17 protein-coding genes are annotated in these 22980 nt (G+C 75.0%); 15 read left to right on the forward strand and 2 right to left on the reverse strand.

What is annotated here, in order from left to right; genetic code table 11:
- Window positions 1-22: 22 nt before the first annotated feature.
- The 7 genes from ACFU5J_RS02245 (at window position 23) to ACFU5J_RS02275 (ending at window position 7053) form a co-directional block, all read left to right on the forward strand.
- Entirely contained in the window at window positions 23-256 is a 234-nt protein-coding gene (locus ACFU5J_RS02245; RefSeq protein ID WP_430573663.1) for a LuxR C-terminal-related transcriptional regulator, read from the forward strand.
- A gap of 89 nt (window positions 257-345) precedes the next feature.
- Window positions 346-780, forward strand: a complete 435-nt coding sequence (locus tag ACFU5J_RS02250; protein WP_430577661.1) for an NUDIX domain-containing protein — start codon at window positions 346-348, stop codon at window positions 778-780.
- A gap of 63 nt (window positions 781-843) precedes the next feature.
- Window positions 844-2046, forward strand: a complete 1203-nt coding sequence (locus ACFU5J_RS02255) for a serine hydrolase domain-containing protein (RefSeq protein ID WP_430577662.1) — start codon at window positions 844-846, stop codon at window positions 2044-2046.
- Entirely contained in the window at window positions 2043-4964 is a 2922-nt protein-coding gene (locus ACFU5J_RS02260) for an FAD-binding and (Fe-S)-binding domain-containing protein (protein WP_430577663.1), read from the forward strand. The genes ACFU5J_RS02255 and ACFU5J_RS02260 overlap by 4 nt, the downstream gene beginning before the upstream one ends.
- 5 nt (window positions 4965-4969) lie before the next feature.
- A complete protein-coding gene (locus ACFU5J_RS02265) occupies window positions 4970-5611 on the forward strand; it encodes an HAD family hydrolase (protein ID WP_430577664.1) in 642 nt (213 codons plus the stop codon).
- Between the two features lie 115 nt (window positions 5612-5726).
- Window positions 5727-6728 carry a GNAT family N-acetyltransferase gene (locus ACFU5J_RS02270; RefSeq protein ID WP_430577665.1) on the forward strand — a complete coding sequence of 334 codons (1002 nt, stop codon included), beginning with the start codon at window positions 5727-5729 and terminating at the stop codon, window positions 6726-6728.
- A gap of 31 nt (window positions 6729-6759) precedes the next feature.
- Window positions 6760-7053 (forward strand): hypothetical protein, encoded by a 294-nt coding sequence (locus ACFU5J_RS02275; RefSeq protein ID WP_430573669.1) that lies wholly within the window; start codon window positions 6760-6762, stop codon window positions 7051-7053.
- Window positions 7054-7095: 42 nt separating this feature from the next.
- On the opposite strand, the gene ggt is transcribed toward ACFU5J_RS02275, so the two are convergent.
- Window positions 7096-8955: a gamma-glutamyltransferase gene (ggt, locus tag ACFU5J_RS02280; protein ID WP_430577666.1), complete on the reverse strand. Its 1860-nt coding sequence runs from the start codon at window positions 8953-8955 to the stop codon at window positions 7096-7098.
- A 151-nt stretch (window positions 8956-9106) separates the two neighbouring features.
- Here ggt and ACFU5J_RS02285 point away from each other — a divergent pair, with 151 nt between their 5' ends.
- The 8 genes from ACFU5J_RS02285 to ACFU5J_RS02320 all read left to right on the forward strand — a co-directional run bounded on the left by ACFU5J_RS02285 (window position 9107) and on the right by ACFU5J_RS02320 (window position 20815).
- Entirely contained in the window at window positions 9107-10141 is a 1035-nt protein-coding gene (locus tag ACFU5J_RS02285; protein WP_430577667.1) for a LacI family DNA-binding transcriptional regulator, read from the forward strand.
- Between the two features lie 139 nt (window positions 10142-10280).
- On the forward strand, window positions 10281-11579 hold the full coding sequence (locus ACFU5J_RS02290) for an MFS transporter (protein WP_430573672.1): 1299 nt from the start codon (window positions 10281-10283) through the stop codon (window positions 11577-11579).
- A gap of 38 nt (window positions 11580-11617) precedes the next feature.
- Window positions 11618-12781 (forward strand): extracellular solute-binding protein, encoded by a 1164-nt coding sequence (locus ACFU5J_RS02295; protein WP_430573673.1) that lies wholly within the window; start codon window positions 11618-11620, stop codon window positions 12779-12781.
- Window positions 12771-14351, forward strand: a complete 1581-nt coding sequence (locus tag ACFU5J_RS02300; protein ID WP_430573674.1) for a class I adenylate-forming enzyme family protein — start codon at window positions 12771-12773, stop codon at window positions 14349-14351. The genes ACFU5J_RS02295 and ACFU5J_RS02300 overlap by 11 nt, the downstream gene beginning before the upstream one ends.
- The gene (locus ACFU5J_RS02305; protein WP_430577668.1) at window positions 14348-15547 is read left to right on the forward strand and encodes a CaiB/BaiF CoA transferase family protein; all 1200 of its coding nucleotides are present in this window, start codon (window positions 14348-14350) and stop codon (window positions 15545-15547) included. Before ACFU5J_RS02300 ends, ACFU5J_RS02305 begins: the two co-directional genes overlap by 4 nt.
- Window positions 15540-16343 (forward strand): enoyl-CoA hydratase/isomerase family protein, encoded by an 804-nt coding sequence (locus ACFU5J_RS02310; protein WP_430577669.1) that lies wholly within the window; start codon window positions 15540-15542, stop codon window positions 16341-16343. The genes ACFU5J_RS02305 and ACFU5J_RS02310 overlap by 8 nt, the downstream gene beginning before the upstream one ends.
- A gap of 100 nt (window positions 16344-16443) precedes the next feature.
- Window positions 16444-20526, forward strand: coding sequence for a phosphodiester glycosidase family protein (locus ACFU5J_RS02315; RefSeq protein WP_430577670.1), 4083 nt, complete (start codon window positions 16444-16446; stop codon window positions 20524-20526).
- Between the two features lie 64 nt (window positions 20527-20590).
- Entirely contained in the window at window positions 20591-20815 is a 225-nt protein-coding gene (locus ACFU5J_RS02320; RefSeq protein WP_430573678.1) for a hypothetical protein, read from the forward strand.
- Window positions 20816-20922: 107 nt separating this feature from the next.
- Here ACFU5J_RS02320 and ACFU5J_RS02325 read toward each other — a convergent pair whose 3' ends face one another.
- Window positions 20923-22950: an RICIN domain-containing protein gene (locus ACFU5J_RS02325; RefSeq protein ID WP_430577671.1), complete on the reverse strand. Its 2028-nt coding sequence runs from the start codon at window positions 22948-22950 to the stop codon at window positions 20923-20925.
- Window positions 22951-22980 lie beyond the last annotated feature (30 nt).

Genomic DNA, 22980 nt, shown 5'->3' on the forward strand with positions numbered 1-22980 from the left:
CGGCCGTCGAGGAGGAAGAACGATGAGCACCATCGAACTGACCGGTCCCACGACGTCCCGTCTGCTGACACGCCGCGAGCGAGTGGTCCTTTCCAACCTGTCCGAGGACGTCACCCTCGAGCAGATCGCGACCAAGCTGTTCGTCACCCGTAACACCGTGAAGTCGCAGGTTCGCAGCGTGTACCGCAAGATCGGCGTCTCCAGCCGGGCCGAGGCCGTCGCATGGGCGCGACAGGCAGGTCTCGGCATCAGCTGAGGTCGGGTGGTGCGGGCCCCGCCCGACGACAGGGGAGGTCGTCGGTGCGGGGCTCTCGCACGTCCGGGGCCGGATGAAAGACTCTGGCCATGACTGCACGCCGCCTCGTGGTCGCCGCCGCGATCGTCGACGACCTCGACCGCCCCGCCCGCCTGCTCGCGGCCCGGCGGAGCCGTCCGGCGCACCTGGTCGGCCGGTGGGAGTTCCCCGGCGGCAAGGTCGACCCGGGGGAGACGCCGGTCGAGGCGCTGCACCGCGAGCTGCAGGAGGAGCTCGGCGTGAGCGTGGAGCTCGGCGACGAGGTGTCCGGCCCCGACGACGGCGGCTGGGTCATCACCGACCGCCACCTGCTGCGGCTCTGGCTCGCCGTCGTGACCGACGGCGACCCCGCACCCCTCGTGGAGCACGACGAGCTGCGCTGGCTGGGTCACGACGACCTGCTCGACGTCGACTGGCTCGACGGCGACGTGCGCATCGTGCACGCGCTGGCCGGCACGCTCGAGGGCGCCGACGCCACCCGGTAGCCCGGCAGGCTGCCGTCCCGTCCGGACGCCGGCGTCTCGCGGCCGCTGCCGCAGCCTCACGGGATGAAGACTCTTGCCGGTGGCCTAGTACGGTATGAAGAAATCTGCCAGCAGCTGTCGCAACCGGTCGTCGTCGACCTGGACGGAGCCCCCGTGCCGACCTCGCCGCACCTTCCGCCCGACAGGGCGCTCCTCGACGGACGCACGGCCGACGAGGGGTGGTCGTCCGCCGCCGCCCTCCTCACCACGCCGGCGGGCACGGCGCGGGCGGTCGCCGACGGCCCGGCCGGCCCGGGGGAGACGCACGTCGGGAGCCTGTTCGACCTCGCCTCGGTGACGAAGGCCTTCGTCGCGGTCGCGGCCGCCACCGTCGTCGACGACGGGCTGCTCGATCTCGACGCGCCCGTCCGCGAGACGCTGGACGTGCCCTCCGCGGCGGCCGGCGCCACCGCCCGCCACCTGCTGACCCACTGCGCGGGCCTGCGGCCGACGTCGCTCGCGTGGCGTGGCACGGCCGACCCGGACGCCGTTCTCGCCGACGCGCTCGGCGCTCCGGTCGCGCCGCCCGGCGCGGTGCACCGGTACTCCTGCCTGGGCTACGTGACCCTCGGCCGGTTGCTCGAGGAGCTGACGGGGGAACGGCTCGACCGCCTGGTGCTCCGGCGCGTGGGGGAGCCGATCGGCGCCACGGGGCTCCGCTGGTCGCCGGTGGGCGCACGGCCCGGCCGGCCCGGAGAGGTGGACGTCGTGCCCACCGAGCGGGGCACGCCCACCGGCCGGGTGCACGACGAGCTGGCGGCCGCCGCCGGCCGTCCCGTGGGGAACGCCGGTCTGTTCGGCACGCTCGACGACGTGGCCCGCCTGGCGCGGCTGGTCGCGGACCGGGGCGCGGCGGGCGGCAGCCAGGTGGTGAGCGAGGACGGGTGGCGCGGCCTCGTCGAGCCCGACGCCGGCGCGCGACGGGCGGGGGCGCCCTGGGGTCAGGCGCTCGGCCTGCGCCGCGGCGACCCGGCGTTCATGGCTTCCGGTGACCAGGTGGGCCACGCCGGGTTCACGGGGACGTCGTTCGTCGTCGACCTCGCGACGGGCGCGTCGGCGGTGCTCCTGACGAACCGGGTGCACGCGGGAAGGGAGTCGAGCGTCGAGGGACGGCGTCGGAGGCTCGCGACGCTGGCCGCGGACGGGGCGGGGGCGCGGCTCCCGCCCGGCGGACCCGCGGACGGCGAGGCATCGTTGCCAGGGAGGCTCACGGAGGTGCGGGGATGACGGCACGACCCACGACCGGCGGCATGCGGCGCCCACGACCCCGCGAGGAGGGTGCGGGCTACGAGCTGCGCACGGACCTGCTCAGCCGGGTGGCGCACGCCCACGACGCGTCGCACTACCTGCTGCGCCCGGAGGCTGTGGCGCGCGCGGACGGTCTGGACGGCGTGGTCGCGGCGATGCGCGAGGCGAGCCGGCGCGGGCTGCCGGTGACGTTCCGCTCGGGGGGCACGAGCCTGTCGGGGCAGGCGTCGGGCGCGGGCATGCTGATCGACACGCGCACGCGGTTCACGCGCGTGGAGGTGCTGGACGGCGGCGAGCGGGTGCGCTGCCAGCCGGGCGCGACGCTGCGGCTGGTGAACGGGCACCTGGCCCGGCACGGGCGGCGCCTGGGGCCGGACCCGGCGAGCGAGATCGCGTGCACGGTCGGGGGAGTGGTGGCGAACAACTCGTCCGGGATGTCCTCGGGCACCACCCGCACGGCGTACCGCACGGTCGAGTCGATGACGGTGGTGCTGGCCGGCGGCACGGTCGTCGACACGGGCGCCGCGGACGCGGACGAGCGGCTGGCGGCGCTCGAGCCGGACCTGCACCACGGCCTGGCGGCGCTGCGGGACCGCGTGCGGTCGAGCACCGCGATGCGCGCCGAGGTGGAGCGGCAGTTCGCGATGAAGAACACCATGGGCTACTCGGTGAACGCGCTGCTCGACCACGACACCCCGGTGAAGATCCTCGAGCACCTGCTGGTGGGGTCGGAGGGCACGCTCGGCTGGGTCGCGGACGTCACGTTCCGCACCGTGCCGCTGCTGACCAAGGTGGCGACGACGCTGCTGGTCATGGACTCGCTGGAGCGCGCCACGGACGCGCTGGTGCCGCTCGGCGCGACGGGCGCGGAGGCGATCGAGCTCATGGACGCGGCCTCGCTGCGCGTGGCCGCCGCCGACCCGAAGGCCGACCCGTCGATGCGGGCCCTCGGCCAGGGCGCGGGCATCACCGGCCAGACGGCGCTGCTCGTGGAGTACCGCGCCGCCACGGACGAGGGCCTGGCGCCCCTGCAGGACGCCGCCCGCGCGGTCGTCGACGGGCTCGCGCTGGAGCTTCCCGCCACCCTCACGACCGACCCCGCCACCCGCGAGCGCCTGTGGCGGGTGCGCAAGGGCCTGTACACGGCGGTCGCGGGCGCGCGGCCGGCCGGGGCGACGGCGCTGCTGGAGGACGTCGTCGTCCCCGTCCCCGACCTGACCGCCACCGTCCGCGACCTGGGGGGCCTGTTCGCCCGGCACGGGTACGACGGCACCCTCAACGACGAGGCGGTGACCTTCGGGCACGCGAAGGACGGCAACCTGCACTTCATGATCTCGCCGCGCCTGGGCGACGCGGCCGAGCTGGACCGGTACGCGGCGTTCAGCGACGACCTCGTGGACCTCGTGCTCGGCCACGGCGGCTCCCTCAAGGCCGAGCACGGCACGGGCCGCATCATGGCGCCGTTCGTGCACCGCCAGTACGGCGACGACCTGTACGCCGTGATGCGCGAGATCAAGCGCCTGTTCGACCCGCGGAACGTGCTCAACCCGGGCGTCGTCATCACCGACGACCCGACCGAGCACCTGCGCGACCTCAAGGTGGAGGCGTCGGCCGGCGGCGAGGACGCCGCGCTCGTGGACCGCTGCGTGGAGTGCGGCTACTGCGAGCCCGGCTGCCCCTCGCGCACCGTCACGACGACTCCCCGCCAGCGCATCGCCCTCCTCAAGGAGCTGGCCGTGGCGCCGCCGGAGGAGCGGGAGGAGCTGCAGCGCGCGTACGAGTACTGGGGCGTGCAGACCTGCGCGGCGGACTCGATGTGCGTCGAGGCCTGCCCGGTGGGCATCGACACGGGCGTCGTGATGAAGGGGCACCGCGCGCGGTCCAACCCCGCCCTCGTGCAGAAGGGCGGCGAGGCGCTCGCGGGCAGCTGGGGGCCGGTGGTGGACGTGCTGCGCGGCGCGCTGGGCGTCGCGGCGAAGGTGCCGACCCCGGTCGTGCGGGCGGCGTCGGAGGTGGCGCGCGGCCTCGTCGGGACGGACGTCGTGCCCCGCGTGGACGACGACCTGCCCGGGCCCGGGCTCCGGCGCGAGGCCGACGACCTCCCGGCGGCCGACGGTGGCGCGCCCCGGGCCGTGCTGTTCGCGTCGTGCATGGGGGAGCTGTTCGCGCCGGCGCCCCGGGGTGTCCCGGAGGTCGACGGCGGCGCCGTCGGCGCGGAGCACGCCTTCCGCACCCTGTGCGAGCGCGCCGGGATCGGCCTCGCCGTCCCGGAGGGGATCGGCGGGCTCTGCTGCGGCACGCCGTGGGTGAGCAAGGGCCTGCCCGACGGCGCGGCGCGGATGGCGCGGCAGGTGCTGGACGCCCTGTGGACGGCGACGCGCGGCGGCGAGCTGCCGGTGGTGTGCGACGCGTCGAGCTGCACGCACGGCCTGGTCGAGACGCCGCACCACCTCGCTGGCGAGGACGCCGAGCGGTTCGCGCGGCTGCGCATCGTCGACGCCGTGACGTTCGTGCGCACCGACGTGCTGCCGGCCCTCGCGGAGCGCGGGGTCGAGATCGAGTTGCAGGACAGCGTCGTCGTGCACCCCACGTGCGCCACGGTGCACCTCGGCGCCGTGGACGACCTGCGCGCGGTGGCGGCCGCCGTCGCGGACGAGGCGGTCGTGCCCGCCGCGTGGGGGTGCTGCGGCTTCGCCGGCGACCGGGGGATGCTGCACCCGGAGCTCACCGCGGCCGCCACGCACGCCGAGGCGACCGAGGTCCTCGCGGGCGGCCGGGCGGACGCCTACGTGTCGAACAACCGCACCTGCGAGATGGGCATGACGCGCGCCACCGGCCGCGACTACGTCCATGTCCTGGAGCTGCTGGAGGCGGCCACGCGGTCCGCGGCAGGATGACGAGGGTGAAGACGACCATCCTCTTCGACCACGACGGCGTGCTGGTGGACACCGAGCCCTGGTACTTCCGCGCGGGGGAGCGGGCCCTCGCGGACGTCGGCTTCACGCAGGACCGGGACCAGTACCTGCGCGACATGGCCGACGGCAACCCCACCTGGGCCCAGGCTCGGGCGGCGGGCGTCGACGAGGCGACCATCGACCGCCAGCGCGAGGCGCGCGACGCCTACTACCAGGAGTACGTGCGCACCGAGCGCATCGAGATCGACGGCGTCGCCGAGGCCCTCGACGAGCTGTCCCGGCACGTGCGGATGGCCGTCGTGACGACGGCGCGGCGGGCGGACCTCGAGCTGATCCACTCCCACCGCGACATCCTGCGGCACATGGAGTTCGTCCTCGCCCGCGAGGACTACGCGCAGGCCAAGCCGCACCCGGAGCCCTACCTCACCGGCCTGGCGCGCTTCGGCGCCACCCGGGAGGAGACGCTGGTCGTGGAGGACTCGGCCCGCGGCCTGCGGTCCGCCGTCGCCGCCGGCATCGACTGCGCCGTCGTCCACCACGACTTCACGGTCTCGCAGGACTTCTCGGGCGCCCGCCACCGCATCGGCACCCTCGCCGAGCTGACGGACCTGGTCCGCGGCGCGAGCTGAGCCGGCCCCGCCCGCGGGCGGGGGCGTCGGGCGGCGCCCGGGCCTGGCAGGATCGCCCCCGGTCGTGCGGGCAGCGTGTCGGCGACCAGTGCCTCCGCGCCCGAAAGGTGCCCCGATGTCCCCGAGCAGTGCCCTCCCCCGCCTGTCCTCCGTCGCCGGCCCCGGTGCCGGCCCCGGTGCCGAGCTGGACCAGGTCCTGGGGCTGACCTCCTCCGAGCCGGTGTGGAGGCTGCCGGCCGACGCCTACCGGGCCGAGGCCGCCCAGCGGCAGTACCGGCCGGAGTGGACCTGGGCCGCCTGGGGCCCGGACGGCCGGGTCCTGGCCCGCGCCCTCTGGTGGGGGCAGGGCGACAGCGCGCACCCGCTCGCGCTGGACTGCCTCGCCGTGGCCGACGACGTGCCCGCCGTCGACCGCGCGTCGCTCGCGGCCGGGCTCCTCGACGCGGGGCACGCGGCCTTCCTCGAGGCCGGCGCCGACGCCCCGCCCCTGTACAACCTCATGAAGCTGCCCGGCGGGTGGCGGGAGGACCCGGCGCACGTCGCGGCCGTCGCCTGGCGTCAGGAGGCCGCCCGCCGCGCGGGCCTGACCGTGGAGGTCGAGCGGCTGCAGTTCGAGTGGACGCCCGAGGCGCCGCTCCCCGCGGCCCCGGAGCGGCTGGTGTTCTCGCCCGAGCCGGACGACGAGGCGTTCCTCGCGGCGATGCGCCGCGTCGCGGAGGGCACCCTCGACGCGCACACGCTGGAGAGCGAGGCGGCCCACGGGCCGGAGGCCACCGCCCGCGAGAGCCTGGAGTTCTACCTCGACCGGCCCGGGAAGCGGGAGTGGTGGCGCCTCGCGCACACCCCGGACGGCGCGCTCGCCGGCCTCGCGATCCCGTCGGCCACGCCCTACGCCCGCAACGTCGGCTACCTCGGCGTCGTCCCGGAGCTGCGCGGGCGCGGGTACGTGGGGGAGATCCTCGCGGCCATCACCCGCTTCCACGCCGCGGACGGCGCGGAGCGCGTCACCGCCACGACCGACCTCTCCAACCACCCGATGGCGGCGGCGTTCGCCCGCGCCGGGTACACGAGCACCGAGGTCCGCCTCATCTTCTCGGCTCCCGTCCACCCGGGCTGAGCCGGCGCCGCCCGCCCGATACCGTGGGCCCATGCGCACCACGCGACCCGGAACCCTGCTGGCCGTGGGCCTCGGCGTGCTGGTGGTGATCACCGTGCTGCTGTTCACCGTGCCGCTCCACGACGGCGTCGAGATGGTGCTGCAGGTGCTGTGGGTCGCCCTCGTCGTCGTGCTGTCGTGGAGCACGTCGCGGCTCATGCGGCGGCGGCAGCGGGAGGGCGTGGGCCGCGTCAAGGCCGACGGCGCCGGCGAGACGGACGAGCTGCGTCAGCTCGACCGCCGCACGCTCACCGGGCAAGACAAGCAGCCGCCGCACGTGCGGTGACCTGCCCGCCCGGCCCCGCTCGGCCGGTCACCTCTCGGCCGGTCACCTCTCGGCCGGGTGCACCACCATCGCCGCCCCGCCGCCGCGGCGGCGGGGCTCGGAGACGGCGGTGAGCAGCCCGTCGTCGCCGATCTGGATGGCGGTGGCGGCGCCGATCTCGGCGGCGGACGTGAACTGGTCGCCCGACGGCACCAGGGTGTGCCCGTGGGCCTCGAGCGCGGGGCCGTAGGCGGCGATGAACTCCGGCTCGGCCGTCACGGCCGCGGTGTTGCGCTGGGACGCGCGCGGCGCCGCGAGCGCGTCCCCGATGGGCATGCCGCGGTCGAGGTGGTTGGTGAGCGTCTGCAGCACCGTCGTGATGATCGTGGAGCCGCCGGGGGAGCCGAGCGCGAGCACCGGCTCGCCGTCGCGCAGCACGATCGTCGGCGCGATCGACGACCGTGGCCGCTTGCCCGGCTCGATGCGGTTCGGGTCGTCGGGGGCCCACACGGTGGTGAAGTCCGTGAGCTCGTTGTTGAGCAGGAAGCCGCGGCCCGGCACGAGCATCCCGGACCCGCCCGTCTGCTCGATCGTCAGCGTGTACTCGACCACGTCGCCCCAGCGGTCCACGACGGTGAGGTTGGTGGTGGAGACGTTCTCCGTGTCGGAGTCCGCGGGCGCCACGGTCTCGCCGCAGTCCGGGTCGTCGGCGTTCACGTCGCCGGGGGCCACCGGCTTCACGGCGGCCACCTCGGGGTCGAGGAGGCAGGCGCGCTCGGCGGCGAAGTCGTCGGAGAGCAGCGTGTCGAGGGGGACGTCGACGAACGCCGGGTCGCCCACGTAGGCGCCACGGTCGGCGAACGCCAGGGCGCTCGCCTCGAGGTAGTGGTGCAGGTAGGCGGCGTCGTCCATGCCCGCCAGGTCGAACGTCTCCAGGATGTTCAGCGCCTCGCCCACGGTCGAGCCGCCGCTGGACGACGGCGCCATCCCGTACACGTCGAAGTCGCGGTAGTCGGAGACGGCCGGGTCCTGCAGCAGGGCCTCGTAGCCGGCCAGGTCGGCGACGTCCAGGTACCCGGGCGGCACGGGGAGGTCCGTGGCCGGGTCGGTGCGCGGGTGCTGCACGACGTCCGCCATCTCCGCCGCGAGCGGGCCACGGTAGAAGGCGTCGGTGCCGTGCCTGGCGAGCAGGTCGTACGTGTCCGCGAGGTCGCGGTTGCGGAACACGCTGCCGACGGCGGGCGGCGCCCCGCCCGGCAGGTACAGCGCGGCCGTGTCGGGGAACGCGGCGAACCGCTCCGCGTTCGACGCCGTCTGGTCGTGGAACGTCTGGTCGACGACGAACCCGCGCCGCGCCAGCTGCGTCGCCGGCTTGAGCGCCTTCTTCAGCGAGTACGTGCCCCACTCGTCCAAGGCCGTCGCCCACGTGGCGGGCGTGCCCGGCGTGCCGACGGAGACGCCGCTCGTCACCAGGTCCGGCGTGAACGGGTACGGCCGGCCCGTCCCCGGGTCGATGAACGCGTCCGTCGGCATGTCGCCCGGCGCGGTCTCGCGGCCGTCGACCGTGTGCACCTCGCCGCTGCGCGCGTCGTAGTAGACGAGGTACCCGCCGCCGCCGATCCCCGCGCTGTACGGCTCCGTGACCCCGAGCGCCGCGGCCGCCGCCACCGCCGCGTCCACCGCGTTGCCGCCCTTGCGCAGCACGTCCAGCCCCACCCGGCTCGCCTCCGGGTCCACCGTGCTGATCGCACCGCCGTACCCGACGGCGGTGGGCACCTTCACGTCGTCGCGCGGGTCGGCGCTCGCGGTCGTCGTGGCGGCCGTGCTGCCGACGACGGCGGTCGTGGCGACCAGCGCGGCGGCACCGAGGGCGGCCCCGATCCGGGTACGGGCCGGCGAGCGGGTGGAACGACGGTGGTCCATGGCTGACTCCGGTGACGGTCGGTCTCGCGGCTATCGCTCCCCACAGTGGCGGAGAACGGGCGCCGTCGCGCGCCGAGGTCGTCGGGCGGGTGGGACCGGGCGAACCCCCGCGGCACCGGCCACGTCACCGGTCGGCGGATACGATCCACGGGTGCCGACGATCAAGGACGTAGCGCGCCATGCGGGCGTCACACACGCCGTGGTGTCGCGCATCCTCAACGGCGACACATCGCTGCGGGTACGGCCCGAGACGCGTGAGCGCGTGCTGGCCGCGGCGGCCGAGCTCGAGTACATCCCGCACCACGCGGCGAAGGCGCTCCGCGAGTCCCGCGCGGGCGCGATCGGGCTGGCTGTGCACGATCTGAGCAATCCCGTGTACGGCGAGGTGATCAAGGGTGCGCAGGAGGCCCTGAGCGCCCACCACTCCGTCCTCATGCTCGCCGACGCGGCCGAGCTGCACCGTGACGCGGCGGCCTTTCGCCGTTTCGTGGCGAGCGGCGCGATCGACGCGTTGCTGCTGCTGCCCGCAGGGGACGACTCCGACGCCGCGATCGCCCGGGACGCGGCGGCGCGCATCCCGACCGTGCTGGTCAACGAACGGTCTGCCGACTACCAGAGCGTCAGCGCGGACGAGTACGCCGCCGGCGCGCTCGCGGTGGAGCACCTGGCCGGGCTGGGGCACCGCGACATCGGGCTCCTGCACCTCGACGGGGCGACACGCCGCGGCTCGGACCGCATCGACGGGCACGTCGCCGGCCTTCGCGAGCACGGCCTCGAGCTGGACGAGCGTTGGGTCCTCGACGGCGGGCACGAGCCGGAGACCGGCCGGGAGGCGCTGCGTGAGCTGGTGGCTCGAGGCCCGCTGCCGTCGGCCGTCGTCGTGCACAGCGTCCAGGCCGCGGTGGGCGTGCTGCTCGGGGCGAAGGGGCTGGGGATCCAGGTGCCGGAGGAGCTCTCGATCGTCGGGTTCCACGACATGCGGTTCGCCGCCTACCTCGAGCCGGCGCTGACGGTCGTGCGGCTGGGGCTGCGCGAGATGGGTGCGGCCGCGGTCGAGACCGCGATGCGCCTGCTGGACGGTCAGGCGGTAGAGCGCCATGTGAAGGTCACCGAGCCGGCGCCGAGCCTCGTCGTGCGCGGCTCCACCTCGCCCCCGCGGCCTGCCGTGACGCCCGAGGCGCGCTGACCGGCCGAGCGCCGACGACTCCCGAACCGATGCCGAGGGTCCCTTGGCGACATCGTTAACACGTGTTACCGTCGCTCTCGCCCACGCCGGACGGCGTCCGTACGAGCCCGTCCCCCCGACACGTCAAGGAAGACGCCACATGTCGACAACAACCCTCAGCAGGCCCCGGATCGTCGCGGCGGCAGCCGCCGGAAACTTCGTGGAGTGGTACGACTTCGCGATCTACGGGTACTTCTCGGCCGTCCTCGCGAAGGTCTTCTTCCCCGAGAGTGAAGGGGTCGTCGGCCTGCTCGCCACGCTGGCGATCTTCGCGGCGGCATTCGTCCTCCGGCCCGTCGGCGCCCTGGTGTTCGGCCACCTCGGGGACCGTCACGGACGGCGCTGGGTCCTCTCCGTGGTCATCCTCCTGATGGCGGGGGCGACCACCCTGATCGGGGTCCTGCCGTCGTACGCGCAGATCGGTGCCTTCGCGCCTGCCGCCCTCACCGTCCTGCGACTGGTCCAGGGATTCTCGGCGGGCGGTGAGTTCGGCGGTGCCGCGTCGCTCCTGTTCGAGACCGCCAAGGACGGTCGCCGCGGCCTGATGGGCTCGGCGCAGCCCGCGAGCATCGTCGCCGCCCTCGCCGTCTCCGCGGGGCTCGGCGCCGCGCTGACCTCGGCGATGAGCGAGGAGTTCCTGTACAGCTTCGGGTGGCGCATCCCCTTCCTCCTCTCGCTGCCCCTGGGTGTCGTGGGGTGGTACATCCGCCGCCGCATCGACGAGTCCCCGGCGTTCGTCGAGCTCCAGGCGACGGACTCGCTGGAGGAGGCCCCGATCAAGGAGGTCTTCCGCTCCAGCTGGCGCATGATCGTGGCGGGCACCGCCGCGATCGTGTCCTGGACCGCCGGCGGCTACGTGACCCTCCAGTTCCTGCCCACCTTCTTCGAGGGGGTCCTGGAGCGTCCGCTCCACCAGGGCCTGACGGCCTCGCTCGTCGGGCTCACCGCGTACGCGGGCTTCGTCGTGCTCGGCGGCTGGCTGTCCGACCGCTTCGCCCGCTGGAAGGTCATGCTCGTGGGCGCGGTCCTGCTCGCGGTCCTCGCGATCCCCTGCTACCAGCTGCTCGTGGTGGGCACGCCCGCGGCGATCGGCGCCGCGGTGCTCCTCTTCGCCGCCGCCCTCGGACTGGTGGCCGGGCCCACCCCGGCGCTGCTGTCGGAGCTCGCGCCTGACAAGGTGCGGACCTCGTTCCTCGGCATCGTCTACGCCGTCGCGAACGCGGCGTTCGGCGGCGTGGCCCCCTACATCGTCGTGGCGCTCGTGTCGTCGACAGGGTCGCTGCTGGCCCCCGCCTACTACCTGATCGTCCTGCAGGTCGTCGCGATCGCCGGACTCGTCGCGGTCGGTGTCCACCAACGGAACGTCGCCCGGCGCCCGGTGCTCCAGACCGCGGTCTGACCGGCCCCATGCACCCCTGACCGAAGGAGTACCCCGGCATGCCGACCACCACCCTGCGCGGGCTGATCTGGGACCACCCACGAGCCGTCGACCCCATTCTCCGGGCCACCGACGAGCACGAAGCCCGTACGGGCACGACGGTGGCGTGGACCGCACGCCCGCTCGAGGAGTTCGAGGACGTCCCGCTCGACGAGCTGGCGGAGGACTTCGACGTCCTGGCCATCGACCACCCCTTCGTCGGGGACGCCGCGCGCAACGGCGCCCTCGCGCCGCTGTCGGAGCTTGTCGCGGCCGGCGAGCTGGACCGGCGCGACCGCGACTACGTCGGGCCGAGCCTCCGGAGCTATCTCTGGGAGGGGCGGCTGATGGCCCTCCCGGTCGACGCGGCTTGCATGGTGAGCGCCGCCAGGACCACGGGAGGTGCGGGCGTCCTGCCCCGCACCTGGCAGGACGCGGTCCTGCACCTGGCGTCGCTCGGGCCGGAGCGCACCCTGCTCGCCGCGAACCCCACGCACCTGTGGGGGACCTTCCTCTCGATGTGCGAGGCCGTGCACCAGGGCGGTCGGGCCGGCGACCGGCCGGCGTGGTGGGGCGACGGCGGACTGGACGAGGACACCGCGCTCGGCGCCCTCGACCTGCTCCGGGACGTCCTGGCGCTGGTGCCCGAGCGCTCGTTCGGCGCCAGCCCGATCCAGGTGCTCGACGAGCTCGCCGGAGCGGGTGCGGCCGTGTACTCGCCCCTCGTCTTCGGCTACGTCACGTATGCGCTGGAGCGGCCGGGTGCCGCGCGCGTCGCGTTCGGGGACGCGCCGTCCGGCGCGCCGGGGACGCCCACGGGCTCCCTCACCGGCGGGGTGGGGCTCGCCGTGTCGGCACGCTCGACGAACCTGCAGGAAGCTGCGGACTTCGTCCTCCTCGCGACGTCGCCCGACGTCCAGGCGGGAAGCTACGCCGCCGCCGGCGGCCAGCCCGCCGCCGCCCGGGCCTGGCACGACCCCGGGACCGACCGGCGCGCGGGCGGCTTCTTCGGCGGCACGCTCGCGACCATGGAGCGGTCCTTCCTGCGCCCGCGGGGCCCGGGCTACCCGCGGTTCCAGCGCGCCGCGGCGACGGCGCTGCACGACCTGATCCGCGGGGGTGCGAGGGACGCGCAGGTCGTCGCGCACCTCGACGAGCTCTGGGCGGGCGCTCGTGTCGGCTAGCCCACGCCTCGCCGGGACGCTCCCCGCCGTCCTCCGGGCGACGTACGAGCGGCACGCGGACGCCCCCGCGCTGTGGCACGACGGCCGCTGGCTGTCGTTCGCCGAGACCGCGCGGGTCGCCGCCGGGATCCGGGCGGTCCTCGCGGAGCGCGGGGCCGGGCCCGGGGACCGGGTCGTCGTGCACCTCGGGAACGGCGTCACGGCTCGGCTCGTCGACCAGGCGCTGCTCGGCCACGGCCTCGTCCGGGTGGCCGTGTCGGCACGGCTCCACGTGCGCGAGGTCGCGGCCATCGCCGCCGACTCGCGGGCGGCCGTCGTGTGCGGTGACACCGGGGAGGTCGCCCAGCTCCGGGCCGCGCTGCGCGAGGTCGGGTCGGCCGCCGTCGTGCTGGGGCTGGACCCCGACCAGCCGCCCGACGGCTCGTCGGCGTCCGACGAGCCGACGGCCCCGGGCCGCCTGCACGACGACGACGTCGCCATGCTCATGTACACGTCGGGCACGACCGGTGACCCGAAGGCGGCGGTGGTGACCCAGGGGGCGTGGGCGGCCCGTACCCGGGCGTCCCTCGCCCTGCTGCCGCGGCTCACAGAGGCCGACACGGTGGTCCTCGCCGCGCCGATGGCGCACTTCGCCGGGTCGGTGGCCCTCGACTGCCTGACGCAGGGTGCCCGCACCGTGGTCGCGCCGCGGTTCGACGCCGATGCCGTCCTCGACCTCGTGCAGGCGCACGACGGCACGGTGGTGCCGCTCGTGCCCGTGCTGCTGGCACGGCTGGTCGACGCGGCGGTACGGCGGCCGACCGCGGGCGGGAGCCTGCGCAGCCTCCCGTACGGCGGCTCGGCCGTGGGCACGGACACGCTGGTCCGCGCCTCCCGCCGCTTTCCCGGGACGCTCACCCAGTTCTACGGCCTCGCCGAGGCGCTCGCGCCGCTCACGGTGCTCACCCCCGAGGAGCACGACGCCGCGGCGGAGGCGCTCGTCGCCGGCGGCCCGGACGTCGCCTGGGCGCGCGGACGGCTCGCGTCGGCCGGCCGCTTCGTCGACGGTGTCCGGCACCGGGTCGACGACGGTGAGCTCGCCGTGCGCGGCCCGGCCGTCATGCCCGGCTACTGGGGCCGGCCGGACCTCGACGCCGAGGTGCTCCGCGACGGGTGGTTCGCGACCGGGGACCGCGCCAGCATCGACGACGACGGCTATCTCCGGCTGGCCGGGCGCGGCGCCGACGCCATCGCGTCCGGCGGGTTCACCGTCCACCCGCGCGAGGTCGAGCGGGTGCTCGAGCGGGTCACGGGGGTGGCCGACGTCGCCGTCGCCGGAGTACCGGACCCCCGGTGGGGCGAGGCCGTCCACGCGTTCGTCGTCGTCGATCAGGACGGACCGCTGCGGGACCCCGAGGTCCTGGCGGCGGCGCTGCGCGACGCGTGCACGGCGGCCATCGCCTCGTACAAGAAACCGCGTCAGATCCATGTGCGCGCCACGCTGCCGCGCAACCACCACGGCAAGGTCGACCGGCGGGCCCTGCGCGCCTCGGTCGAGCCCGAGCCGGTATCCGAGGAGAACGACTCATGACCCAGGCACTCGAGGGGATCCGCGTCCTCGACTTCACGCAGATGATGCTCGGCCCGTACGGCACGCAGATGCTCGCGGACCTCGGCGCGGACGTCATCAAGGTGGAACGCCCCGCGGGGGAGTGGGAACGCGGGCTGGAGATGATGGGCGACCTGGTCGCCGGTGAGTCGGCGGCCTTCCTCGCGATGAACCGCAACAAGCGGTCGGTCGCGCTCGATCTCAAGGACCCCGCTGCGCGGGCGGCCCTGCTGCGGCTCGCGGAGACCTGCGACGTCGTCGTGGAGAACTTCCGCCCGGGCGTGCTGGACCGGCTGGGGCTCGGCTACGACGATGTCCGGGCGGTGCGGCCCGACATCGTCTACTGCTCGGGCTCCGGGTGGGGGCAGAACACGCCGTTCGCCCGGGAGGGCAGACCCGGCCAGGACCTCCTCATCCAGGCCATGTCGGGGCTCGCGGCCGCCACCGGTCGCCGCGGCGACCCGCCGACGCCGGCAGGGACGGCGATCGTCGACCACGCCACGGCCCTCACGCTGGCCAACGGCGTCCTCGCCGCCCTCGTGGCGCGCGAGCGGCACGGCGTCGGACAGCGCGTCGAGGTGGACCTCTACTCCACCGCGATCGCGATGCAGTGCCAGGAGATCTCGGCGTTCCTCAACCAGGACGAGGCCTACGAGCGGTCCGAGGAGGGCATCGGGCAGGCATGGCTCTCCGCGCCGTTCGGCGTCTACGAGGCGCGGGACGGCTGGGTCGCGCTGGCCATGGCTCCGCTGGACGTGGTCGCCGCCGTCGTGGGCGACCCGTCCCTCGCGGACCTCGACCCCTGGGCCGAGCGCGACGAGGTCAAGCGCCTGCTCGAGGGACACCTGCGCCGAGAGCCGGCCGCCCACTGGGTCCGGGAGCTCGGGGCCGCCGGGCTCTGGGCGGCGCGGGTGCGGACGACCCAGGAGGCCGTCGCCGAGCTCCAGGAGCAGGGCTCCGACCTCCTCGTCACCACCGACGGCCCCGACGGCACGGCCATCTCGCTGATCGGCTGTCCCGTCACTCTCAGCGAGACCCCCTGGCAGCTGCGCCTGCCCCCGCCCCGCGTGGGTGAGCACACGGCAGAGGTGCTGCGCGAGGTGCTCACCGACGACGAGGTCGCACGACTCACGACGACCGCGACCGCCACCGGCGAGAGGACCCGGACCCATGGCTGACCAGCGACGTGTCCACCCGCACCTCGTGGTCCACGACGACGGCGCGGTCCGCGTCCTGCGGATCGACCGGGAGGAGAAGCTCGGTGCCTTCTCCGGTTCGCTCGTCGCGGCTCTCGGGCGCGAGGTCGCGGCGCTGCAGGACGCGGAGGACGTGCGCGCCGTCGTCCTCACGGGGACCGGCAAGGGCTTCGTGGCCGGTGCCGACATCGGCGAGTACGCGACGTCGGGCCGGGCCGAGTTCGAGGCGTACCAGCACCGTTCGCGCCTCGTCTTCGACGCCCTGAGCGCGCTGCCGCAACCGACCGTCGCCGCGGTGAACGGCTATGCCTTCGGCGGGGGTTTCGAGATCGCGCTCTGCTGCGACGTCATCCTGTGCTCGTCCAACGCCCGGTTCGGGCTGCCGGAGGTCCGGCTGGGACTGGTCCCCGGCGGGGGAGGGCCGCCACGGCTGGCCCGCGAGTTCGGCACCCGGTGGACCAAGGAGGTGGTCATGACCGGGCGCACCGTCTACCCGGAGGAGGCGCGTGCCCGCGGCGTCGTCGCGCGCGTGATCGAACCGGACCAGCTGTCGGGCGCGGCGCTCGAGCTGGCCACGACGCTCGCGGAGCTGCCGGCCGAGGCGGTGCGTGTCGCGAAGCGACGGATCGACCTCGGCCGGGAGCAGGACCTCGAGGCGGCACTCACCGACGACCAGACGGCCCTCGGTGAGCTGTTCGAGACGCCGGACGCGCGCGAGGGGATCGAGGCCTTCCTCCAGAAGCGCCCGCCGGTCTTCGCCCGGCCGCCGCTCGGCTGATGAAAAGTTTCCCTGCCGGTTGACATCATGAAAGTTGATGGCAACCTGGACGCGGGACGCTGCGACGGCGCACGTCCCGGCCCGACCAGCGGAGGATCCGATGAGCCGAGCTCTGCCCCCTGCCCGACGCCCAGCGACCGTCCCGGCAGGGATCGGCGTCCTGCTCGGCCTGGCGATGGCGGTCCCCGCCGGCGCCGCCGCGGCCGCGACGCCCGACCCCGACCTGCCGGTCGCGACCGCCGACCTCGCGCCCGCCGCGGCCACGGCGCAGCGCGACGACGTCGCGGACCTGCCGCTCGACGACGGCGGCGCGGCCATCGTCACCGAGCGCACGGAGCGGCTGATCGCCCCCGGCCTCGAGCTCACCGAGTTCGCGCGGGTGTCCGCCGCGGGCTGGCTGAGCGGCGAGGTGCTGGTCGCCCACCTCGGGCAGGACGACGGACCGCGGCTCGGCTACCTCGGCCCGGACGCCGTCGCCGGCAACGCCACCGTGAGCGAGATGGCCGCCGACCGCGGTGCCGTCGCGGCGGTCAACGGCGACTTCTTCGACATCAACAACTCCGGCGCGGCCCTCGGCGCCGCGGTGGACGACGGCACCCTGCTGAAGTCGGCGACCCCCGGGCGCGAGAAGGCCCTGACGGTCGACACGTCCGGTGTCGCGCGGCTCGCGGAGCTCTTCCTGGAGGGCACCGTCTCCTTCGGCTCGGGCGCCGGCGCGCGCGAGCTGCCCGTCGCCGGGCTCAACGTCACCGGCGTCCCGGCCGGCGGCGTCGCCGTCTTCGACGCCGCCTGGGGCGACGTGGCGCGCACGCGCCCGCTGGGCGCGGGGGAGCAGGGCGTCGAGGTGCAGGTCCGTGCCGCGGACGGTGCGACCACGGGGACCGTCGTCTCCGTCGGGAAGCCGGGTGCGGGCCGCCTGCCCGCCGACGTGCGGGCCGTCGTCGCCCGCCCGGGCGCCGCGGCCGACGCGCTCAAGGCGCTCGCGCCCGGCGCCGAGGTGTCCCTCGCCTACGGGCTGCGCGAGGACCTCGGCGAGATCCGCACCGCCATCGGCGGCGACCCGGACGACTGGCTGCTCGAGGACGGCGAGGTCACGTCGTCCACCAGCGACTTCGCGACGCTGCGGCACCCGCGCACGGCGGTCGGGATCAGCGCGGACGGCGGCACGGCCTACCTCGTCGTCGTCGACGGGCGGCAGGCGCAGAGCATCGGCGCGTCGCTGCCGGAGCTCGGCCGGTTCCTCGGCCAGCTCGGCGCCGACGACGCGATCAACCTCGACGGCGGCGGCTCCACGACGATGGTCGCGCGGCTGCCCGGCGACGCCGGCACCAGCGTGCTCAACAGCCCGTCCGACGGCACCGAGCGGCTCGACGCCAACGGCCTCGGCCTGTTCACCCCCGAGGGCTCGGGCGAGGTGCACGGGTTCGACGTCCGCGCGGCCGTCCCCACCGGGGACGCCCCGGCGACCGACGCGCTGCGCGTCTTCCCCGGCCTGCACCGCACCCTGACGGCGGCCGGCTTCGACGAGACCCGGGCGGCCGTCGACACCCGCCCGGACTCCTGGACGACGAGCGCCGCCGCCGCGGCGACGGTCGCGCGCGGCGAGGACGGCGCGGGCGTCGTCACCGGCGTCGCGGCCGGCACGACGACCGTCCGCGCGGCGGCCCCGGCGTCCGACGGCGTGGCGACCGGCTCCGCGGACCTCACGGTGCTCGGCGAGCCGGTGCGGCTCACGGTCCCCGAGCCCGTGGTGACGCTCCCCGACGACGACGCGACGGCGTCGCTCACCGTCGTCGGGCACGACGCCGACGGGTACTCGGCGCCGGTGGAGGCGCGCGACGTCGAGGTCACGGGCGGCGACGGCGTGGCCGCGCTGGAGCCCGCGGCCGACGGGTCGTTCACCGTCCGTGCGCTGCGCCCCTCGGGCGCCGCGAGCTTCACGCTCGCCGTCGGGGACGAGGAGGTCGAGGTCGCCGTGGCGGTCTCGCTGGAGGACGTCGTCGTCGCCGACCTGGCGGACGCCGCCCGCTGGACCTCCGCGCACGACCGAGCCGCCGGCGGCTCGGTCGCCCCCGCCGCCGGGCACGACGGCGCGGCCGGCCTGAAGCTCACCTACGACTTCACGCAGTCCACCGCCACGCGCGGCCAGTACGCCGTGGCCCCCGACGGCGGGATCGTCGTGGCGGGCCAGCCCCGCAAGGTCACGATGTGGGTCGACGGCGACGAGCAGGGCGCCTGGCTGCGCCTGCAGGTGCGCCAGGGCGACGGCGTCGTCACCAACCTCGACGGCCCCACCGTGTCCTGGAAGGGGTGGCGACAGGTCGAGTTCGCCGTCCCGGAGGGCGTCGCGTACCCCCTCACGGTGCAGCGCGTGCGGGTGCTGGAGACGCGCGCGGCCTCCCAGTACAAGGGCGCGCTCACGATCTCGGACGTGCGGGCGCAGGTGCCGCCGGACGTCGACGCGCCGCAGGCCGAGCGCGTCGAGGACCCCGTGGTCGTGGCGGAGGGCGCCACGGACGACGCGCCGCTGCGCGTGGCCGTCCTGTCCGACGCGCAGTTCGTCGCCCGCGACCCGGGTTCCGGCGCCGTGCAGGGGGCGAAGCAGGCGCTGGCCGAGATCGTCGCCGAGGACCCGGACCTGCTGGTCATCAACGGCGACCTCGTGGACGAGGCGTCGCCCGCCGACTTCGACCTAGCCCGCGAGGTGCTCGACGAGGGCCTCGCCGACGCCGACTTCCCCTGGTACTACCTGCCGGGCAACCACGAGGTCATGGGCGGCTCGATCGAGAACTTCGAGGACGAGTTCGGCGAGCGCACGCACGTCGTCGACGTGCCCGACCCGCGCGACCCCGACGGCGGCACCACGCGCCTCGTGATGCTGGACTCGTCCAGCGGGCGGCTCGGCAGCGACTTCGCCCAGCTGCGTGCCCTGCGGGACGCGCTCGACGACGCGGCGTCGGACGACGGCGTCACCGGCGTCGTGACCCTCTTCCACCACCCGCTGGACGACCCGCTGCCCACCAAGGCCAGCCAGCTCCAGGACCGGGTGGAGGCCCGGACGCTGCGCGCGTGGTTCGAGGACTTCCGCGAGACGTCGGGCAAGCAGGTCGCGTCCGTCGGGTCGCACGTGGGCGTCTTCCACGCGGGCACCGAGGACGGCATCCCCTACGTCGTCAACGGCAACTCCGGCAAGAGCCCGGCGAGCACGCCGGCCGACGGCGGCTTCACCGGCTGGTCGATGGTGGGGATCGACCCGGCCGCGCGGGGCACCGGCGACGGCGGCTGGTTCTCCTGGGAGGTCAACGCCCGCGCCGCGAGCGTCGCGGTGAGCGGGCCCGAGGAGCTCGCCGTGGGCACGTCCGGCCAGGTCAGCGCCCTGCTCACGCAGGACGGCACCCGCGAGGTGCCGGTCGCGTGGCCGGTCTCCTCGCGCTGGGGCGGTGACCGGGTGTTCGTCGGGTCGGCCGACGACGCCCCCCGCGGCACCGTCCTCGCCCTCGACCCGGTCACCCACGAGGCGACCGCCGTCGCCCCCGGCCGCGCGACCGTCGAGGTCGAGGTGAACGGCGTCGTCGGGACGCGCGAGGTGCTGGTGCCCGCGGGGGCGCCCGGCCAGGCGCGGATCAGCGACGACAACGGTTGGGACACGGGCCTGCGCGACGGCGACTACGACGTCCTCGTCGACCTCTGGTGGGGCGAGAACGCCACCAGCATGCGGCTCTACGAGGACGGAGCGCTGATCCACACGGAGAAGCTGACGCACGGCGGCACCGGCGCCCAGCGGGTCGCCATCCCCGTCACCGGCAAGAGGAACGGCGCGTACGAGTACACGTGCGAGCTGGTCAACGCCGCGGGCACCACCCCCTGCGCCGGCAGCCACACGGTGCGGGTCACGGACGCGAACCCGGGCACGCCCACGCTGTCGCACGACAACGGCGACGGGGACGGCGACTACGCCGTCACCATGCACAAGTGGTGGGGCACGCAGGCCACCGGGTACGTCCTGTACGAGGACGGCGTCGAGGTGGACCGGCAGGAGCTCGTGCCGGGGACCGGGGGAGACGCGCAGTCGGCCACGACCGTCCTCACCGCCCGCGCCGCCGGCGCGCACCGGTACGTCGCGGTGCTCACCAACGCCGCGGGCGAGACGCGCAGCAAGGAGCTCACGGTGCGCGTGCGGTGACGTCCGGGGAGCCGCCCGCCGCGGTCGTTGGCCCCGCCCGCGGCGGGCGGCATATCCTCGGACCATGAGCGACTTCCAGGTCAACCCGCGCGTCAAGTCCGAGCCCACCGGTGCCGTCCTCGGGCGCTTCATCGGCGCGTTCGTGCTCTTCCTGGGCGGCCTCGTGCTGTTCGGCTCCGGCGTCTCCGGCGGGAACCCGACCCTGGACCCCTACTTCGTCGTCGGCGGCATCCTCGCCGTCTCGCTGGCCTTCGGCCTGCCGATGATCGGCGCGCACGAGCGCGGCTGACCCCGCCGCACCGCACTGCCGAACAGGCGGTTGGCACCGGTATGGACCGATCTCTCGCTCCATACCGGTGCCAACCGCCTGTTCGTCGTCCTGCGGGGTCGGTCAGGTCATGACCGGCGCACCGTGAGGACCTCCGAGACGTTGCCCGCCCGGTCCGTCGCCCGGGCCTCGACCCGGTCGTGGGGCCGGATCCCGACCACGTCCTCGTAGCGCGTCCAGGCGGCGCCGTTCACCCGGTACTCCAGCAGCGCGACGCCCGACGCGTCGTCGGTGGCGCCGAGCGTCAGGGACTTCCGGTTCGGGTGGGCCCACGCGAAGGTCACCTCGGGCGCCGTGACGTCGGGCAGCAGGTATGCCCCGGTGCCCTGCACGGCCGTGCGTGTGGTGTCCTCGAGCAGCCACCGGGTGGCGTCGGCCGGCTCGGTGAGGGTGAGGGACACGCCCGAGGTGGTACGGCCGTCAACGTCGAGGGCGCCACCGCTCGCCGCGTTCACGAGCCGCCCGTCGTACTCCTCCGCGGTCGAGGTGTCCGGGACGAACCTCCACCGCTGTCGCGGGTCGTCCGCGTCCGCCTCGACGCCGGCGTACCGGACCTCGGTGTCCGAGACCGCGGCGAGGGCGCCGGAGCCGTCGGACGCCGCGATCGTGTACGCGCCGCCGCCCGCCGGGGCGAGCGACCAGACGCCGTCGCCCCACCGCGACCAGACGACGACGTCGCGCTCGGGGTGGTCGGCGTCGCCGGCGTACCGGTCCACCTGGTACTCGGTGCCGACGCCGGTGGTCACGATCCGGAACGCGTCCGTGGCGAAGTCGACGTCCTGCGCCGTCTCCCGCTCCGGGGCCGGGGGAACCTGGGTGTAGTCGCCGTGGTAGACGTCGGGCGCCGGCTCGTCCCACGGGGCGGGGAGCGTGAGGTCGGCGGGGTAGACCTTGGCGAACAGCGCGTAGGCCTGCGGGTCGTACTCCTTCAGCTCGGCCCGGGTGTTGATGGGGCTGCGTACGCCGTCGGTCCAGTCCGGCTTCTCCGCCATGACGTCGAACCAGATCGCCGAGAGCGTCGCGAAGTACTCGTCGATGTTGCCGATCGCGTAGGTGTTCGGCCACCGACCGGTCGCCCAGGAGTTCTCGTACGCCGCGTACAGCTCGTCGGAGAGGCTCTCGTCCGCGAGCGTCTCGATCCCCACCAAGCGCACGGCGTGGCCGAACTCGTGGACCAGGATGTTCTCGTTCCGGTAGCCCGTGTTGAGGAACGCGTTCTCGTCGTCGCGCGTGCGCAGCACGTTGCGCTCGGATATCGACGAGACGCAGCCGTTCCACTCGCTGCCGCCGTACCCCTCGACGTCGTACATCTCGGGGTCGTACCCGCCGCGGTGCTCGGGGACGAGGTACGCGTTCTCGCGCGCCGCGTACACCGCCAGGGAGCAGCCGAAGTCGGCCATCCGGTCCGCGATCCCGTTGTCCGTCTTGCCGAGCTGGACGTCCACCTGGGCGGCGGCGAGGTCCAGCGTGGCCGGGTCGACCCGCGGGTCCGCCTTGACCGTGATCCCCGTCCCCGTGGTCACCGACTGCGTGTAGTAGTCGAGCCGGGGGACGCCGGTGTAGGTCACGTCCTGGGCGGGGCGGCCCTCGGCGTCCTCGATGCTCGAGCCGTCGATCGTGAGGGTGAGCGGCTGGTCGGGGTCGAGGGTGCCGGTGTACGCCACGCTCGCGAGGTGCAGGTCGTCGGGGAGCCGCGCCATGCTGTCGGCGTCCGACGCCGCGATCTGCCGGTTGTCCTTGTCGAAGAAGATCGTGTCCGTCGGTCCGGTGGCGGGCTTCGGCGTGAGGGCGACCCTGGTGCCGCCGCTGGTCAGGGTGAGGTTGTCGACGCTGACCGCCGCGGTCTCGTCCACGTAGCGGTCCCAGGAGATCTCGAGGAACTTGCCCTCGTTGATGACGCGGACCTCGGTGACCTGGGGGCCGTCGAACCCCGGGTCCGTCGCCACGGTGCCGTCGGCGGCGACGGGGACGGCCGCCGCGTCCTCGTCCGCGGCGGCCGGCCCGCCCGTCCCTGCGAGCAGCGCCGCGAGCGTCGCCGACGCCGTGAGCGTCGCGGTCAGGGCGGCTCGAGCGCCCCGTTCTCGTCCGTTCTTCACACCAGTCTTCCCTTCGTCTGCGGAGGTCCT

The organism is Isoptericola sp. NPDC057559 (genome assembly GCF_042801555.1).
Classification (GTDB): domain Bacteria; phylum Actinomycetota; class Actinomycetes; order Actinomycetales; family Cellulomonadaceae; genus Isoptericola.

Coding starts and splice junctions, on each gene's coding strand:
- ACFU5J_RS02245 (WP_430573663.1), top strand. CDS start 23: ATGAGCACCATCGAACTGACCGGTCCCACGACGTCCCGTCTGCTGACA.
- ACFU5J_RS02250 (WP_430577661.1), top strand. CDS start 346: ATGACTGCACGCCGCCTCGTGGTCGCCGCCGCGATCGTCGACGACCTC.
- ACFU5J_RS02255 (WP_430577662.1), top strand. CDS start 844: ATGAAGACTCTTGCCGGTGGCCTAGTACGGTATGAAGAAATCTGCCAG.
- ACFU5J_RS02260 (WP_430577663.1), top strand. CDS start 2,043: ATGACGGCACGACCCACGACCGGCGGCATGCGGCGCCCACGACCCCGC.
- ACFU5J_RS02270 (WP_430577665.1), top strand. CDS start 5,727: ATGTCCCCGAGCAGTGCCCTCCCCCGCCTGTCCTCCGTCGCCGGCCCC.
- ACFU5J_RS02275 (WP_430573669.1), top strand. CDS start 6,760: ATGCGCACCACGCGACCCGGAACCCTGCTGGCCGTGGGCCTCGGCGTG.
- ggt (WP_430577666.1), bottom strand. CDS start 8,955: ATGGACCACCGTCGTTCCACCCGCTCGCCGGCCCGTACCCGGATCGGG.
- ACFU5J_RS02290 (WP_430573672.1), top strand. CDS start 10,281: ATGTCGACAACAACCCTCAGCAGGCCCCGGATCGTCGCGGCGGCAGCC.
- ACFU5J_RS02295 (WP_430573673.1), top strand. CDS start 11,618: ATGCCGACCACCACCCTGCGCGGGCTGATCTGGGACCACCCACGAGCC.
- ACFU5J_RS02305 (WP_430577668.1), top strand. CDS start 14,348: ATGACCCAGGCACTCGAGGGGATCCGCGTCCTCGACTTCACGCAGATG.
- ACFU5J_RS02310 (WP_430577669.1), top strand. CDS start 15,540: ATGGCTGACCAGCGACGTGTCCACCCGCACCTCGTGGTCCACGACGAC.
- ACFU5J_RS02315 (WP_430577670.1), top strand. CDS start 16,444: ATGAGCCGAGCTCTGCCCCCTGCCCGACGCCCAGCGACCGTCCCGGCA.
- ACFU5J_RS02320 (WP_430573678.1), top strand. CDS start 20,591: ATGAGCGACTTCCAGGTCAACCCGCGCGTCAAGTCCGAGCCCACCGGT.